Genomic DNA, 15,819 nt, shown 5'->3' on the forward strand with positions numbered 1-15,819 from the left:
TGCTGCCGGATGGACGCGCCTTCGCGGAGGAGCCGCTGCGGGACCAGCTGGAAGCCTGGTGGAATCAAACCCAGGCCGGCAAGAGAGATCAGGTTGGGCAAGTCCGACAGGCGTCATCGGGGAGCGGTGCCAGAACCGCAAGGCATGTCGCCAAGCGCGGACGCCACGTCGCCAATGCTCGGGCCGAGGCAGGAGGAGGTGTCTTCGACCACGATAGCGGTCCGCGTCGTGACCGTCCGGGGAGATATTTTCTGCACGGACCGAGGTTCTAGTCCCGACGCTCTTGAGGGAATTTCCCGGGCGTCGCGTTCTTGCACTTGCGAAATGACAAGGCCTCCCATAGGTCAAAGCGATGTGCGGCGCGTTGCCGGTGAAACCGCCGACGCTCGCATACGTTGTTTTCGTGCGCTTCATCGCCGCCCCTCGGACGGCGGAGACAAAGGATCAATTCGATGAATTGGAAACTGATGATGACGGCCGCTGCCGTCGGCATGGCCGCGATCGTCGGCACGTCGACGATCGCTGTCAGTGCACCGGCCCGTTCCAAGCTGCTGACCTCGATCGACCCCGACAAGGACGGCACCGCCGACATGAACGAGGTCCGCACGGCCGCCGGCGCGCTGTTCGATCGTCTCGATCGCGACCACGACGGCACGCTCGACGCCAAGGAGCTGCGCGGCCGCGTTTCGGCCAAGGATCTCAAGGCCGCTGATCCAGACAATGACGGCACGCTGACCAAGGACGAGTATCTCGCGCTGGTGGAAGGCCGCTTCAAGGCGGCCGATCCGGACGGTGACGGCACGCTCGATTCCAAAGAGCTGAAGTCGGTGGCCAAGCTGCTGAAGTGAGACATCGGTCCGCACTGGACCGACGCGACATAGACATGAGCTCGAGGGCCTGTGACGGGAGACCGTCGCAGGCCCTCGTCTTTCAGGCGGATGCTCGTGGCGGGCCAGCAGGAAGGCGATTGGCCCTCACAGGCTTGGGCGGGACATTTCCACTGCGAGACGAACCAGGTCGGGCAGGCTGCGGGCCCCGAGCTTCTGACGCAGCCGGTAGGTCAGGTTGATGACGGTCTTGTAGCTGATGCCGAGATGGTCGGCGATCGCCTGATAGGATTTCGCCTGGGCCAGCAGCGCAAGGGCCTGGCGCTCGCGCGGGGTCAGCGCAGGGGCTGCCATGCCGTCCGGGTCAGCGCGGAGCAGGGCGATGCGGGTGGCGAGCTGCGGATCGAGATAGGTGCCGCCGGCTCGAACCTGCTCCAACGCCTTGGGCAGCTCGTGCGGCGGCGCGTCCTTCAGCAGATAGCCGCTGGCGCCGGCGTCGATCGCCGAGCGGACGATGCGCGGATCGGCATGCATGCTGAAGACCAGGATCCGGGCGCGGGGATCGTGCGACCGCATGCGTTCGATCAGATTGATGCCGCCGAGCTCCTGCCCGGGCAGGCGCAGATCGACGATCGCGACATCCGGCCGGTCACGAACATAGGCCTGGTACCCGCTGTCGGCATCGTGTGCCTCGGACAGCGCGCGGATCCCGGCTTCGTTCAGCAGCCAGCGGCAGGCCGTGATCACGACCGGGTGGTCATCGACGAGCAGAACGCGATACATCCGATGAAGGTCTTGCCCTTAGGGCGCCGACGGCGCCGATGCTTTCTCTACCATGTGAGTTCCCTTGCAAACCAGGATCGGGTGCAACAGTGCGGCCGAGGCTGGGAGATAGCTCGGCGAATCGATCGCCACTTTCCGGATCCGGGAAGATTGTCCCTAGGGGCCGAAGAATATTGCCCGTTGCGACGAACTGGAGGGCTGTTTACGAATGTTAACGTTCGTAGACGGGTAAATCGGCCAGTTCTGGTGCGGGTAAAGGCTCAGGGGCGTGGGCTGTTGCCGGAACCGGTCGACAAGAAACTGGGGGACGTCTTGACCAGACTGTCGGCGCTGAAGAGCGCGCTTCTCGCGACCTGTGCGTTGCTGCCTGCGGCTGCGTTCGCGCAGCAAACCCTGCAGACCATCGAGGTGGTCGGCGTCTCGCCCGTTCAGGGCAGCGAGATCGCGAAGGACAAGATTCCTTCCAATGTCGAAACCATCGGGGCGCGGGAGCTCGACCACAGCCGCGCGCCGACGCTGCTCGACAGCATCCTGCAATCGGTGCCCGGGGTCTCCCTCAGCGACCAGACCGGGAACGCGTTCCAGCGCGACTTGAATTATCGCGGTCAGACTGCCTCGCCGGTGCTCGGGACGCCGCAGGGCATCGCCGTCTACCAGAACGGCACCCGCATCAATGAGGCCTTCGGCGACGTCGTGAACTGGGACCTGATCCCGGAAATGGCGATCGCACGCATGACCCTGATGCCGAACAATCCGCTGTTCGGCCTCAACGCCACCGGCGGTGCGCTGTCGATCGAGATGAAGAACGGCTTCAACTACCAGGGCGGGGAAGCGCAGTTGTTCGGCGGCTCGTTCGGCCGGATCCAGTCGGGCGCTCAATACGGCTGGAACAACGGCACCTACTCGGCCTATATCGCGGCGGAAGGCGCCTATGACCGCGGCTGGCGCGACTACTCGTCGGCCTCGCAGATCCGGCGCATGTATGCCGATTTCGGCGCGCGCGGCGACAACACCGAATTCCATCTCTCCTTCACCGGTGCCGACAACAAGCTCGGCTCGGTCGCCGCGACACCGATCGAGATGCTGAACCAGCACTGGTCCAGCGTCTATACCTGGCCCCAGTCGCTGCATCTGCAGATGCAGATGGTGCAGGCGAGCGCAAAGTGGACGCCGACCGACACGCTGTCGATCCAGGCCAACGGCTATTACCGCAACTACAAATCCGCGCGCGTCGATGGCAATAGCACCGAAGTGCGGGACGGGGGCGGCGTGTTCGTCCTTGAGGACGCCGCGGGGACCCCGTGGGACATCAACCGCAACGGCCCAACCGCCAACACGCTGGCCGCCGATGCGGCGCTCGGCCAGATCGACCGCAATACCGTCAAGACCGACAGCTATGGCGGCTCGCTGCAGGCGACCTCAACGACGCAGCTCTTCGGCCATGACAACCACTTCGTCGTCGGCGCCAGCGTCGATCACGGCAATACCAACTTCCAGGCCACATCCGAGCTCGGCACCATCGACAACAACCTGTTCGTCACCGGCCTCGGCGTCTACATCGACCAGCCCAATGCCGGCCTCGCCCCGGTCAACCTGAATGCCAAGAACACCTATCTCGGCGTCTACGCGACCAACACCTTCGACATCACCTCGCAGCTCGCCTTGACCGCCGGCGGCCGTTTCAACTGGGCGCAGATCAACCTGCGCGACCAGACCGGCTTCGCGCCGCTGCTGAACAGCAACAACAATTTCCAGCGCTTCAACCCGGTGATCGGCCTGACCTACAAGATCACGCCTGACATGACCGCCTATGCCGGATACTCCGAAGCCAACCGCGCGCCGACGCCGCTCGAGCTCGGCTGCTCCGATCCGGCCAATCCCTGCCTGATCGACAACTTCCTGATCGCCGATCCGCCGCTCAAGCAGGTGGTGTCGCGCACCGTCGAAGGCGGCCTGCGCGGCGAGATTTCCGGCGGCCGCTCGGCCTACGCCGCCGATCTGCCGGCCTACCGCAAGGCCCCGATCAAATCGGCGGTCGATGATGGCTGGCGGCTGCGCTGGGGCCTCAGCCTGTTTCGTACCGAGAATTCCGACGACATCATCCAAGTCGTCGACCCGGCCAACCCGGTGCGCGGCTATTTCAAGAACGCCGGCACCACGCTGCGCCAGGGTGTCGAGGCCAAGCTCGACCTGGCCTGGAACCGGTGGACCGCCTACGCCAACTACACCTTCATCGACGCCACCTTCCGCAGCGCCTTCGACGTCAACGATCCGTTCCTGCGGGTGCCGGTCGGCGTCGTCTCCGGCAACCACATTCCCGGCATTCCGGCGCACCGCCTGAAGCTCGGCGCAGAATATGCCGTGACCGACGCCTGGAAGGTCGGGGCGAGCGTCAACTATGTCGGCAGCCAGTACCTGCTGCACGACGACACCAACGTCTACCCGAAGGTCCCGGCCTATTGGGTCGTGAACGTCAACACATCTTATCAGGTGACCAAGAACGTCGAGGTGTTCGGCCTGATCCAGAACCTGTTCAATCAGCGCTATTACTCGGCAGGTACCGTGTTCGACCCCGCCGGCTTCAACACCGCCGGTGGCGGAACGGCGTTCGCGCTGAACGATCCGCGTAGCATGGTTCCGGGGATGCCGCTCGCGGCCTATGCCGGCATCCGGGCGAAGTTCTGAGCTTCGCATCCTGACGACCATAGGCGCATCCGCGCCGCGCCACGGCAGCCCCCACCGTGGCAGGAAGGCCGGGAGAAATCCCGGCCTTCTTGTTGCTTGACTAAAAGCGTGACGTGTCTCCGCTGCCGTAGGGTGGGCAAAGGCGCGTGTGCGATACTGCATGTCACGAGCTCAACTCCACCGCGCGCCGTGCCCACCATTCCTTCCGCTTGCGCGGATGCACGGCGGGCACGTGACCGCCCTGCGGGCAGCTGCTTTGCTCACCCTACGCAACCGGTATGAATCGTCGATGAGTCTGCTCACGATGGATTTTGGGCAATTATCCCGCTGACCTCGTGAACGAGATCGCTGTGCGCCTGTGGAATTTACGAAGCATCGCGATTAGTTGCTGACGGCTTCCGCCAACTACGAACTTCCGCCACAGAACCCGACCAGCTATTGCGCATCGTATCGAGCAGCGAGGTGGTGCACATGAGCCGTAGATCTTCAAGCCTTGTATCGATCATCGCGTCATCGATGGATGCCGTTCACCGGCCCCACGTGCCTCCTTGGATACGAGCGACAATCTCTGTCGTGCTTCTCGCTGGCAGTCTGGGGGCGCATTCTCTGCTGCTTGGCGATGCGGCGGCGCGCGATCTCGATGGGCGTTACGCCAATTCTCCGCTCAAGGGCTGGTTCGAGAGTTTGCGTTCGGGCAAGGGGCCGTGCTGCTCGGATGCGGATGGCACCGCGCTCTCGGACACGGATTGGGACACGAAGGATGGCCGCTACCGTGTTCGCATTGAAGGCCAATGGTGGGTCGTTCCGGAGGAGGCCGTGGTGACCGAGCCCAATCGCGCCGGCCGGACGATGGTATGGCCCGTGTATTATCGCGAGCTGAATACGGGCCTGCGCATCGATGTGCGGTGCTTCCTGCCCGGCAGCATGATGTAGGTGGGGATGTGCCGGATCGCAGAAGCGCAGGGTGGGCAAAGGCGCGAAGCGAGATGTTGCGACAGGCGCGGCCTCTCGTGCGCCGTGCCCACCGCTCCCTCCGCTCTCGCGGAGGCATGGTGGGCACGCGGCCGCCCTGCGAGCGGCTGCTGTGCCAACCCTACGTGATGGCGACTACTCCGCCGCTTGCGCCGCCTTCAGCGTCGGATAGTCGGTGTAGCCCTTCTCGCCGCCGCCATAGAGGGTGGCGCGGTCGAGCTCGTTGAGCGGCGCGCTGACCTTGAGCCGCTCGACCAGATCCGGGTTGGCGATGAACGGCCGGCCGAAGGCGATCAGGTCGGCCGCGTTGGCATCGAGCTGTTTGTTCGCGAGCGCGAGGTCATAGCCGTTGTTGGCGATGTAGGTGCCCTTGAAGCGCTTGCGCAGCGACGCGTAGTCGAACGGCGCAACGTCGCGCGGGCCGCCGGTCGCCCCCTCGATCACGTGGATGTAGACCAGATTCAGCGCCGCGAGCTGGTCGACGATGTAGTCGAACAGCGCCTGCGGATTGGAATCCGAGATGTCGTTGGCCGGCGTCACCGGAGATAGCCGAATGCCGGTCCTGTCGGCGCCGATCGCCTCCGACACGGCCTTGGCAACCTCGAGCATCAGCTTTGCGCGGTTCTCGATCGACCCGCCATAGGCGTCGGTGCGCTTGTTGGCGCCGTCCTTGGCGAACTGGTCGAGCAGATAGCCGTTGGCGCCATGGATCTCGACGCCGTCGAAGCCGGCCTCGATCGCATTCAGCGCTGCCTGCTTGAACGCCGCGACGATGCCGGGAATTTCCGCGAGCTCGAGCGCACGTGGCGTCGAGACGTCGGTGAACGCGCCGCCGACGAAGGTCTTGGTCTTGGCCGCGATCGCCGAGGGCGCGACCGGCGCACCGCCATTCGGCTGCAGCGAGACATGGGAGATACGGCCGACATGCCAGAGCTGGATGAAGATGCGCCCGCCCTTGGCATGCACCGCGTCGGTCACCTTGCGCCAGCCGGCGATCTGCTCCTTGGAGTAGATGCCAGGCGTGTCCTGGTAGCCCTGGCCCTGCTGCGAGACCTGGCTGGCCTCGGAGATCAGGAGGCCGGCGGAGGCGCGCTGGCTGTAATATTCGGCCGTCAGCGGACCCGGCGCGAGGCCGTCCACCGCGCGGTTGCGGGTCAACGGCGCCATCACGACGCGATTGGCGAGGGTGACCGGACCGAGCTGATATGGCGCGAACAGTTTGGATGCACTCATCGGGATCTTTCCAGGAGAGGGGAGGGGATCGTGGTCAGTTGTGCATTGCCGCGAACAGCGCAATGCCGCGAGGTATCCGTCCGGCGCAGACGTGCCGCGCGATGGAGCGGCCGCAACAGGCCATCCGTTGGATAGCCTGTTGCAATAGACGAAAGGGATCAGGCGACGCCCAGGAAGTCCCGCTTGCCGATTTCGACGCCGTTGTGGCGGAGGATGCCGTGGGCGATCGCGGCGTGGAAATAGAAGTTCGGAAACGAGACGCGGTTGACGAAGTCCTGCCCCTTCAGGGTCAGCGTGGTGTTGGGCCCGCTTGGAAAGGTGACGTCGCGGCTATCGGCCCCTTCGAACTGCGCCGGCTGGAACGTCTTCAGGTAATCGATGGTTCTGGCAAGCCGCTGGCGAAGCTCGGCGAACGTCGTCTCGGTGTCGGGCGTGCTCGGGACCTCGCTATGGGAAAGCCGCGCGCAGCCCTTGGCGGCGAAGTCGCAGGCGAGCTGGATCTGCTTGGAGAGCGGCAGCATGTCCGGATACAGCCGTGCGCCGAGCAGCACCTCGGGGGCGATCTTTTTGGCTTCGCAATGGGCCTCGGCCTTGCTGAGCAGGCCGGACAGGCTGCCGAGGATCTGGAGGTAGGCCGGCACGGTCGAATCGTAAAAGGACATGATGCTCTCTTTTGGCAGGAGACGTCGCGACGAAAGCGCGCGCCCTCGGAGATGGGGCGGCGTCCAAGAGAATGCAACTGCATCTTTCTGGTTTTTGCGGTCGCCGTGCATTCCAGTCGTTCACGCTGAGGTCACGGCGATTGTGGACGCGTCCCCTGGAGGATTTCCCCAAGCCGTGGCCGAAATGCCGGATCGAGGTCGTGGAGAACGACGAGCCTGGGTGGCCGAACAGGGTCAGGATGAAGATCGGCGCTACAAGCCAAATCGGGCTTCAATTGCCCGTCTGCTCGCGCTTTTGTCCTGAGCGATCATCTGGCCGTCCAATTCCGAGGTGATAAATTGGAATAGCGAAGAGCGGACGACACGGTCGCATGAAGTCGGACAATAAGTCATCTGCAATTGAGAGACGAGGAGCGCCGCGCGATGATGTCGGCTCACCTACCGTGTCGCTGTCGCTGAAGCCGGCGCCGCCTGCGCCCGCGGCGTGCCGCGCATGCGTACGAGCAGTTCCGCCGTTGGCCAGGAATCGGCCGGCAGCCCGAGCCGCACCTGCATCGTTTTGACCGCGATGCGGCTCTGCTGCCCCAGCACGCCATCGACCTTGCCGACGTCGAAGCCGGCCTTTACCAGGAGTTGCTGCAGCTCCTTGATCTCGTTGAACGGCAGTTGCGCGACCGGGCCGCTGGCTTTGCGCATCGGCGCCGCGCCGGCGATGCGGGTGGCGAGATAGGCCGCGGTGGTCGAATAGATCAGCGAATTGTTCCACTCGGTGTAGGCGGCGAAATTGGCATAGGCCAGGAACGCCGGGCCGTTGCGGCCCATCGGCAGCAGCACCGAGGCTTCGAGCGCATCGTTCGGCAGCGGCCGGCCGTCGGCATAGGTCACGCCGAGGCCGGCCCATTTGCTGCGCGGCGCCTTGACGGTGAGATCGGCCTGCTCCCACGGAAACGCCTGGGGCACGCGGATCTCCTCCAGCCACGGCTCGCCGCGGCGCCATTTCAGTCCGGTCGCGATGTAGTTCGCGGTCGAGCCGATCACGTCGGGCGCGCTGCGCAGGAGGTCGCGGCGGCCATCGCCGTCATAGTCGACGGCATAGGTGACGTAGTGGGTCGGCAGGAACTGCGTCTGACCGAGCTCGCCGGCCCAGGAGCCGATCATCTCCTCCGGCGCGAGATCGCCGCGGTCGATGACCTTCAGCGCGGCGATGGTCTCATTCTGGAAGCGCTCGCTGCGGCGGCAATCATAGGCCAGCGACACCAGCGACGGCAGCACCGGCAAATTGCCCATGTTGGCGCCGAAATCGCTCTCCAGGCCCCAGAACGCGGCGATGACCGCCGGGGGCACGCCATACTCCTTCTCAGCGCGCGCGAACGCTGCCGCATGCATCCGGATGTGCTGCTGGCCGTTCTGCATCCGGTAGGGCGCGGCCATCCGGCCGGCGAACTCGGTGAACAGTTGACCGAACACGCGCTGGCCGCGGTCGCGATTGACGATGCCCTGGTTGTAGGTGAGGTACGGCGAGGCGGCCGCGATCGCGCGCTGCGACACGCCTTCGGCAATGGCGCGTTGCTTCAGCTCGGCGAGAAACCGGTCGAAGCTCTGGCCGTTATGGCAGGCCGCGGCGCGCATCGATGGCGCCGGCTTCGGACGTGGTGCGGCCGCCTCCGGCGCCATTTGCGCCGCGGCGCTGACAACCAGCATGAACGAGGTTGCGAGCGCGCTGAAGGTGACGCGCAAGGCAGTCGAAGAGCTTCGCATCCGGTCTCACCGATGGCTGTCAGGTCGTTGTCCAGCCATCGATATCCGATGCGGGGGGCGGGAGGGAAGGGGGCAGGGGCGAATAGCGAATGGCGAATGGGAAACGGCGAGAACCCTATTCGCTACGCCCTATTCGCTACTCGCCCTTTCATCCCACCTTCGCCAGCGCCGCCTGGGCCTCGCTCTGGATCCGCTTGAGATGCTCGGCGTCGCGAAAACTCTCGGCATAGAGCTTGTTGACGTCCTCGGTGCCGGAGGGTCGCGCCGCGAACCAGCCGTAGTCGGTCTCGACCTTGATGCCGCCGAACGACTGGCCGTTGCCCGGAGCCTTCGTATGCACCATGCGAACGGGATCGCCGGCGAGCTCCTTCAGGTTCAGCATTTCCGGCGTCAGCGCCTTCAGCGCCGCCTTTGCCGGCGGGCTCGCCGGCACGTCGATGCGCTCATAGACCGGCGCGCCGAGCTCGGCCGTCAGCTCCTTGTAGAGCTCGCTCGGGTCGCGGGCGCGCCTGGCCATGATCTCGGCCGCGAGCAGCCCGAGGATCAGGCCGTCCTTGTCGGTGGTCCACACCGTGCCGTCGCGCTTCAGGAACGAGGCGCCTGCGCTCTCCTCGCCGGCGAAGCCGAAACTGCCGGAGCCGAGGCCCTCGACGAACCATTTGAAGCCGACGGGGGTTTCGACGAGCTTGCGGCCGAGCTTGCGTGCGACGCGGTCGATCATCGAGCTCGACACGATGGTCTTGCCGATCGCGGCATCGCTTCGCCAACCGGGCCGGTGAGCGAACAGGTAGGAGATCGCCGTCGCTAGATAGTGGTTGGGATTCATCAGCCCGCCCGAGCGGGTGACGATGCCATGGCGGTCGGCGTCGGTGTCGTTGGCAAACGCGACGTCGAAGCGCTCGCGCATGCCTATCAGGCTCGCCATCGCGTAGGGCGAGGAGCAGTCCATGCGGATCTTGCCGTCCCAGTCCGCGGTCATGAAGCGGAAGGTGGGATCGACGACGTCGTTGACGATTTCAGCGTTGAGACCGTAGCGCTCGATGATCGGCGCCCAGTAGGCGATCGCCGCGCCACCGAGCGGATCGATGCCGATCTTGATCCCGGCCGCCTTGACGGCGTCGAGATCGACGGTGTTGGCAAGATCGGCAACGTAGGGCGTGATGTAGTCGTAAGCGTGCAACGAGCCGCGCTGCTTGGCCTGGCTGTAGCTGATGCGCGATACGCCATCGAGGTCGTTGGCCAGATACACATTGGCCTGCCGCTCGATCTCGGCCGTCGCGTCGGTGTCGGCGGGGCCGCCATGCGGCGGATTGTATTTGTAGCCGCCATCCTCCGGCGGATTGTGCGACGGCGTGATGACGACGCCGTCGGCGAGATGCGCCGTGCGGCCCTTGTTGTAGGAGATGATGGCGTGCGAGATCACCGGCGTCGGTGTGTAGCCGCCGTCCTTGTCGACCATCACCTCGACGCCATTGGCGCCGAACACTTCGAGCGCGCTGGCAAGCGCCGGCTCGGCCAGCGCGTGGGTGTCGATGCCGACGAAGAGGGGGCCGTCGAGGCCCTGCTGGCGGCGGTAGTCGCAGAGCGCCTGGCTGGTGGCGAGAATGTGGTTCTCGTTGAAGCCGGTCTTCAACGATGAGCCGCGATGCCCCGACGTGCCGAAAGCGACGCGCTGGGTCGGCTCGTGCGGGTCGGGCTTCAGCGCATAATAGGCCGTGATCAGCCGCGGAATGTTGGCGAGCGCGGCATTGGCGATCGGCCTGCCGGCTGCGGGGTCTGTCTTGGCCATGGAGCATCCTTCGCAAGTTCGAGAAACATCTGCGGCGGCGCTTCGTTCCGCCGCGGCGGGCGCAGGGAACGCGGGGCGTCGCGACGAACCTGCCGCAACATGGCGGCGCGCGGTGATCCGATCAACGGAATTCGTGCACGCCCCCCCGCGGCGGCGTGAAGTCTATTTGATATCCGCTGAGGGAATGCCGGGTTCTCGCGGTCGAGGCCGGCCAATGTCGCCGCCTTGTGCGCGCGACATTAACCACGCCTCACTGAGTCCGCGTGCCGGGACCGGCGCTTAAGCCTGAGTTTAACGGATGGCCGTTGAAATAGCAGGCCGGAGCAGAGGCGCGTCTCGTGCGCGGGAGAGTCGTCAGGAGCGGAAAAGTGAGAGCGCTTTGTCTCGGCGCGTTGGCCGTCGTTTCAACCTTGGCCCTGGCCGGCTGCAGCCACCAGGTGACGCCGCAGGTGGCCTCGCCTTGCGTCGATCTGAGCGGAAGGCCCTGCGTGGACGGTCCCGTCGCCGACCAGTCGCCGCAATCATTGGAGCCTGCCGACACGATCCACAAGCCTGCAGCCGCGGTCGCGCGCCGCGCGACTCTGCAGCACAAGCACGCCCGCGCCGCAAAGCGCCGGGTCAAGTCGCCAATCGCCACCGCCAAGACGATTGAAAAGGCGATTGACAAACCGATCGAAAAGCCGCTCGCGGCACCGGCGCGCACGCCGCGGCCCGATCCGGTCGCGCCGGCTGACGGCGCGCCCGCGCCGGTGATCAAGACCCCCTCCGTCACGACCGATATGCCGAATCCGGCCAAGGTCCAGAGCGACGTCATGGTGGCTGCGGTGACGGTGGCGGCCGAGCTGGCCGAGCGGATGACCGCGCTGCGTGTCCCAGAGGGGCCCGCCGACAGTCATCTCGTCGCGGTGCTGCTGGCGCGTCCCACCGTGCGCGGATTGGGCGATCTCAGCGGCAAGGTGATCGCGATCGACGAGCGCTACGCCAAGTCCAACGCGAAGATCACCGCGGCCATGAATGCGGCCGGTGCGACGGAGGTGCTGCTGCTGGAAGGGCAGGCCACCGCGATCACCCGGTTGAACAATGGCGAGGTGAGCGCGGCCGTGGTGGCCCTGGTCTCGCCGGAGGCCGCGGAGGCGTTTCCGAAGGTCGCGGGCTTTCGCCTGTTCTCTGTCGTCCTGAAGCCGTAGCTTCAGGACGCTTGTCACAGGCCGGCTAGGTCGCGGCGGCGCTGCGCGACGGCCGCGGCAGCGCCGCGCCCTTCACGGCCGCGATTCCCCTGGGAAAGCCGCTGCGGTCGCTATAGAGGCGCTTGCGGCCGCGTCGCGGATCGTGCTGCCTCTTGACGTCCTGGGCGCACATGTAGTCCAGCGCCGTGATGCCTCCGACCATGACCAGCGCCGCCAGCACGCTGCCCGCGCGCGGATTGCTCGGCCTGAGCTCACCGGCCAGCGTCAGCATGTCCAGCCCGTCGCCGGCGACGCGGCTCAGCAGGCCGGCCCGCTTCTCCACCGACAGCGTGAGCACGCCGGCGAACAGCTCGCGCACGCCATAGGCCCGCACCAGTCCCTCGCGGCCCTCCATGCCGAGCGCATGCGTGACGCGGTGCGGCGCCAGCAGCTCCAGCGTGCCGAGCACGATGCTGAACCAGCCGAGCCCGCGGGCCAGACGATCGGCCGGCGTCAGCGAGCTGGGGCCGGTCGAGATGATCTTGGGGTCGCCCTTGGATCTCACGAGATTCGAGAAATGAAACATGCGATGCGATCCCTTATGGCTTCAGCACGACCTTGACGCAGCTGTCCTGCTTGTCGCGGAAGGCGCGGTACATCTCAGGTCCCTGCGCGAGCGGCACGGTGTGGGTGATGACGAAGGACGGGTCGATCTGGCCATCCTCGATGCGCTGCACGAGGTCGTCCGTCCAGCGGTTGACGTGGGTCTGGCCGGTGCGGATCGTCAGGCCCTTGTTCATCAGCGCGCCCATTGGCACCATGTCGGACAGCCCGCTGTAGACGCCGGGGATCGAGACGATGCCGCCGGGACGGCAGACATAGATGATCTCGCGCAGCACGTGCGGCCGGTCGTTCTCGAGCATGAACATCTGCTTGGCGCGATCGATCACGCTGTCGGGCTGCGCAAGGGTGACGTGGCTCTCGAAGCCGACGCAATCGATGCACTTCTCCGGGCCCTTGTTGTCGGTCAGCTCGTTCAGCCGCCCGACCACGCTCTCCTTGTCGAAATTGATGGGGATGGCGCCGCCGGCCTCGGCCATCGCCAGCCGCTCCGGAATGCGGTCGATCGCAATCACCTGGGAGGCGCCGAGCAGGATGGCGCTGCGGATCGCCATCTGTCCCACCGGGCCGCAGCCCCACACAGCGACCGTATCGTCCGGCTCGATGTCGCATTGCGCGGCCGCCTGCCATCCGGTCGGGAAGATGTCGCTGAGAAACAGCGCTTGCTCGTCCGTCATGCCGTCGGGAACCTTGATGTGCGTGGCGTCGGCGAACGGCACGCGCAGGTATTCGGCCTGGCCTCCCGGATAGCCGCCGGTGAGATGCGTGTAGCCGAACAGGCCCGCGGTGGTGTGTCCGAACACTTTCTCGGCAAGATGCTTGTTGCGGTTGGTGGTCTCGCAGACCGAGAAATTGCCGCGCCGGCACTGCTCGCATTCGCCGCAGATGATGGTGAAGGGCACGACGATGCGATCGCCCTTCTTGAGCTTGCCGTTGACGCCGGAACCGACCTCGACGACCTCGCCCATGGTCTCGTGGCCCATGATATCGCCGGGCATCATCGCCGGGATGTAGTTGTGGAACAGATGCAGGTCGGAGCCGCAGATCGCGCAGCTCGTCACCTTGATGATGGCATCCCTGTCATGCTCGATCTCGGGATCGCTGACGGTGTCGCAGCGAATGTCCTCTTTGCCATGCCAAACCAGCGCCTTCATACGGTCCTCCGGACAGAATGTTGCGGAGGCAAGTCGAAGGGCGCGGCGATGGTTGCTATCGAGCGCGGAATTTTCCGGAGTGGCGCGGCGTCCCGCGCTCGATGGCCGGCTCAGGCCTTCCGGGCGGCCTTCTTCGGCGCGGGCCTCGCAGGATCCCTCCTGGCAGCCTTGCCAGCCTGTTTGCCGCCTTGCGGCTTGGCCGCCGCACCGTCGGCCTTCTTCTCCGGCTGCTTGGTCTCCGGCTTCCTGGGCAGCTCCGCGGCGGCGGCCTGGCGCATCGCGCGGGCGTAGCTGTCGGCGACGTTGTCGGCGGAGATCAGGAGCCGTCGGGCGGCGGCATTGGCCTGCTCGACCGCCTCGCGGGCGAGCAGCTTGAAGCGCTCCTTGGCGTCCTTGTCCTTGGCCTTGACGGCCATGCCGTTGAAGCGGTCCTTGCGCTTCTTCGCCGCTGCCAGAATGGCCTTGTTCTGCTGCTTGGCCAGTTGCCGGATCACGGCATCAAGATCGGCATCCGCCATCGTCGTCCCCAACTCCCCCAGAGAATCAGCGCGCCCCGGCGCTGCAAACCGCGCGGACTATGCAATCGGTGCCGCCGCTTTGCAATCGGGGTACCAGAGGAGGGGTGCCGCGCCGATCAGGGGCGGCGGGCCGATGAGATCCGTCCGGCATTCGATGCCGGGGCCCGCCAAAAAAAAGCGTCCGCATGGCGGTCATGTCGCTCCGAGTGGTGCAACGGCACCGCAGAAAGGCCGCTTACGACAATCGGAAACGCAACGTAACCAATTCTCGGCAATTCCATCAATTCCAATGCAACGCTTGATCCGCAACATTCCCGGCAACATCACCGTGTTCGTTGGAGTGTGGCCGTGCTGGCCGGAAATAGATACCTCAGGCTACTGTCGCGGTTCCGTCGCGACCAGAGCGGCAACATCGCGATCATCTTCGCGCTTGCTTTGCTCCCGATCCTCGCCTTCGTCGGCTCGGCGATCGACTATTCGATGGCCGTGCGCGCCAAGGCGAAGCTGTCGGCTTCGATGGACGCCGCGATGCTGGCCGCGACCGGCTACACCGCCATGCGCGGCGCCGCGTCGGACGCCAAGACGGCGGCGACCAACATGTTCAACGGCCAGATGTCGGCGCACAATCTGGCGGCGGACTCGCTGAACATCGATATCAGCGATAGCGTCACCGCGCGGACCGTGACCGGCAGCGCCACCGTGGTGGTCAAGACGGCCTTCATGCACATGTTCGGCTACCCGACCATGACGGTCTCGGCCTCGTCGTCGGCTTCGGCCTCGTTCCCGACCTACATGGACTTTTACGTTCTGCTCGACAACTCGCCGTCGCAGGGTCTCGGCGCGACCACGGCCGACATGACGACGCTGCAGAATGCGACGTCCGACAAGTGCGCCTTCGCCTGCCACGACACCTATACGTCCAGCTCGAAGAAGACGCTGCAGACCAACAGTTATTATTCCATCGCCAAGAAGAAGGGCGTGACGATGCGCATCGACGTCGTCCGGAGCGCGACGCAGTCGCTCACGGACACGGCGACCGCCAGCCAGGTCGTCAGCAACCAGTACCGCATGGCGGTGTACAGCCTGGGCAGCGACTGCGGCTCGCTCGGCCTGACGACCATCGCCAGCCTGTCCTCGAGCATGTCCTCGGTGAAATCGTCGGTCGGTTCGCTCGACCTGATGACGATCCCCTACAGCGGCTACAACAACGACATGTGCAGCGATTTCGACGGTGCGATGTCCGCGATGAACGGCGTCATCCCGACCCAGGGCGATGGCTCGTCGACCAGCCCGCAGAAATGGCTGTTCTTCGTCTCCGATGGCGTCGCCGACTATTCCTATCCGACCACCTGCAGCAAGACAGTTCTCTCGGGCGGCCGCTGCCAGGAACCGCTGAACACGACGACCTGCGATGCGTTGAAGGCTCGTGGCATCAAGATCGCCGTGCTCTACACCACCTATCTCGCGATCACCAACAACAGCTGGTACACGACCTATATCGCGCCATGGCGGGATTCGATCAGCGGCATCATGAAATCGTGCGCCAGCCCGGGCTACTACTACGAGGTCGATTCGAGCGGCAGCATCGGCGCAGCGCTTACCGCGCTGTTCCAGCAGGCGATCGCATCGGCGCATCTGACCAAATAGGGCA

13 protein-coding genes are annotated in these 15,819 nt (G+C 65.3%); 5 read left to right on the forward strand and 8 right to left on the reverse strand.

Annotation, left to right across the window (positions count from 1 at the left end; genetic code table 11):
• The first annotated feature begins 491 nt into the window (after positions 1-491).
• The gene (locus tag QX094_RS21245; protein WP_315717374.1) at positions 492-848 is read left to right on the forward strand and encodes an EF-hand domain-containing protein; all 357 of its coding nucleotides are present in this window, start codon (positions 492-494) and stop codon (positions 846-848) included.
• A 126-nt stretch (positions 849-974) separates the two neighbouring features.
• Here the strand turns inward: QX094_RS21245 and QX094_RS21250 are convergent, their stop codons facing one another.
• Positions 975-1,610: a response regulator transcription factor gene (locus QX094_RS21250; protein WP_315717329.1), complete on the reverse strand. Its 636-nt coding sequence runs from the start codon at positions 1,608-1,610 to the stop codon at positions 975-977.
• A 312-nt stretch (positions 1,611-1,922) separates the two neighbouring features.
• On the opposite strand from QX094_RS21250, the gene QX094_RS21255 reads away from it, so the two are divergent.
• Together QX094_RS21255 and QX094_RS21260 are read left to right on the forward strand one after the other, a co-directional pair.
• Positions 1,923-4,295 (forward strand): TonB-dependent receptor, encoded by a 2,373-nt coding sequence (locus tag QX094_RS21255; RefSeq protein WP_316188105.1) that lies wholly within the window; start codon positions 1,923-1,925, stop codon positions 4,293-4,295.
• A gap of 516 nt (positions 4,296-4,811) precedes the next feature.
• Positions 4,812-5,228, forward strand: a complete 417-nt coding sequence (locus tag QX094_RS21260) for a hypothetical protein (RefSeq protein WP_315717373.1) — start codon at positions 4,812-4,814, stop codon at positions 5,226-5,228.
• 174 nt (positions 5,229-5,402) lie between these two features.
• On the opposite strand, the gene QX094_RS21265 is transcribed toward QX094_RS21260, so the two are convergent.
• From QX094_RS21265 to pgm, 4 genes are all read right to left on the reverse strand, one after another.
• Positions 5,403-6,500 carry an alkene reductase gene (locus QX094_RS21265; protein WP_315717327.1) on the reverse strand — a complete coding sequence of 366 codons (1,098 nt, stop codon included), beginning with the start codon at positions 6,498-6,500 and terminating at the stop codon, positions 5,403-5,405.
• 158 nt (positions 6,501-6,658) lie between these two features.
• Positions 6,659-7,162: a DUF1993 domain-containing protein gene (locus QX094_RS21270; protein WP_315717326.1), complete on the reverse strand. Its 504-nt coding sequence runs from the start codon at positions 7,160-7,162 to the stop codon at positions 6,659-6,661.
• 438 nt (positions 7,163-7,600) lie between these two features.
• Entirely contained in the window at positions 7,601-8,836 is a 1,236-nt protein-coding gene (locus QX094_RS21275; protein ID WP_315827133.1) for a lytic murein transglycosylase, read from the reverse strand.
• Between the two features lie 232 nt (positions 8,837-9,068).
• On the reverse strand, positions 9,069-10,709 hold the full coding sequence (gene pgm / locus QX094_RS21280) for a phosphoglucomutase (alpha-D-glucose-1,6-bisphosphate-dependent) (protein WP_316188106.1): 1,641 nt from the start codon (positions 10,707-10,709) through the stop codon (positions 9,069-9,071).
• 368 nt (positions 10,710-11,077) lie between these two features.
• Here pgm and QX094_RS21285 point away from each other — a divergent pair, with 368 nt between their 5' ends.
• On the forward strand, positions 11,078-11,896 hold the full coding sequence (locus tag QX094_RS21285) for a hypothetical protein (protein ID WP_316188107.1): 819 nt from the start codon (positions 11,078-11,080) through the stop codon (positions 11,894-11,896).
• Between the two features lie 25 nt (positions 11,897-11,921).
• Here the strand turns inward: QX094_RS21285 and QX094_RS21290 are convergent, their stop codons facing one another.
• The 3 genes from QX094_RS21290 to QX094_RS21300 form a co-directional block, all read right to left on the reverse strand.
• A complete protein-coding gene (locus tag QX094_RS21290) occupies positions 11,922-12,461 on the reverse strand; it encodes a hypothetical protein (protein WP_315826999.1) in 540 nt (179 codons plus the stop codon).
• Positions 12,462-12,474: 13 nt separating this feature from the next.
• Positions 12,475-13,650: a zinc-dependent alcohol dehydrogenase gene (locus tag QX094_RS21295; RefSeq protein ID WP_316167422.1), complete on the reverse strand. Its 1,176-nt coding sequence runs from the start codon at positions 13,648-13,650 to the stop codon at positions 12,475-12,477.
• 110 nt (positions 13,651-13,760) lie between these two features.
• A complete protein-coding gene (locus QX094_RS21300) occupies positions 13,761-14,168 on the reverse strand; it encodes a hypothetical protein (RefSeq protein WP_315717321.1) in 408 nt (135 codons plus the stop codon).
• A 348-nt stretch (positions 14,169-14,516) separates the two neighbouring features.
• Here QX094_RS21300 and QX094_RS21305 point away from each other — a divergent pair, with 348 nt between their 5' ends.
• Entirely contained in the window at positions 14,517-15,815 is a 1,299-nt protein-coding gene (locus QX094_RS21305) for a TadE/TadG family type IV pilus assembly protein (RefSeq protein WP_315717320.1), read from the forward strand.
• The last annotated feature ends 4 nt before the right edge of the window (positions 15,816-15,819 follow it).

Origin of the sequence: Bradyrhizobium sp. SZCCHNS1050, assembly GCF_032484785.1 — a bacterium.
GTDB lineage: Bacteria > Pseudomonadota > Alphaproteobacteria > Rhizobiales > Xanthobacteraceae > Bradyrhizobium.

Coding starts and splice junctions, on each gene's coding strand:
- QX094_RS21245 (WP_315717374.1), top strand. CDS start 492: ATGGCCGCGATCGTCGGCACGTCGACGATCGCTGTCAGTGCACCGGCC.
- QX094_RS21250 (WP_315717329.1), bottom strand. CDS start 1,610: ATGTATCGCGTTCTGCTCGTCGATGACCACCCGGTCGTGATCACGGCC.
- QX094_RS21260 (WP_315717373.1), top strand. CDS start 4,812: ATGGATGCCGTTCACCGGCCCCACGTGCCTCCTTGGATACGAGCGACA.
- QX094_RS21265 (WP_315717327.1), bottom strand. CDS start 6,500: ATGAGTGCATCCAAACTGTTCGCGCCATATCAGCTCGGTCCGGTCACC.
- QX094_RS21270 (WP_315717326.1), bottom strand. CDS start 7,162: ATGTCCTTTTACGATTCGACCGTGCCGGCCTACCTCCAGATCCTCGGC.
- QX094_RS21275 (WP_315827133.1), bottom strand. CDS start 8,836: ATGGCGCCGGAGGCGGCCGCACCACGTCCGAAGCCGGCGCCATCGATG.
- pgm (WP_316188106.1), bottom strand. CDS start 10,709: ATGGCCAAGACAGACCCCGCAGCCGGCAGGCCGATCGCCAATGCCGCG.
- QX094_RS21290 (WP_315826999.1), bottom strand. CDS start 12,461: ATGTTTCATTTCTCGAATCTCGTGAGATCCAAGGGCGACCCCAAGATC.
- QX094_RS21295 (WP_316167422.1), bottom strand. CDS start 13,650: ATGAAGGCGCTGGTTTGGCATGGCAAAGAGGACATTCGCTGCGACACC.
- QX094_RS21300 (WP_315717321.1), bottom strand. CDS start 14,168: ATGGCGGATGCCGATCTTGATGCCGTGATCCGGCAACTGGCCAAGCAG.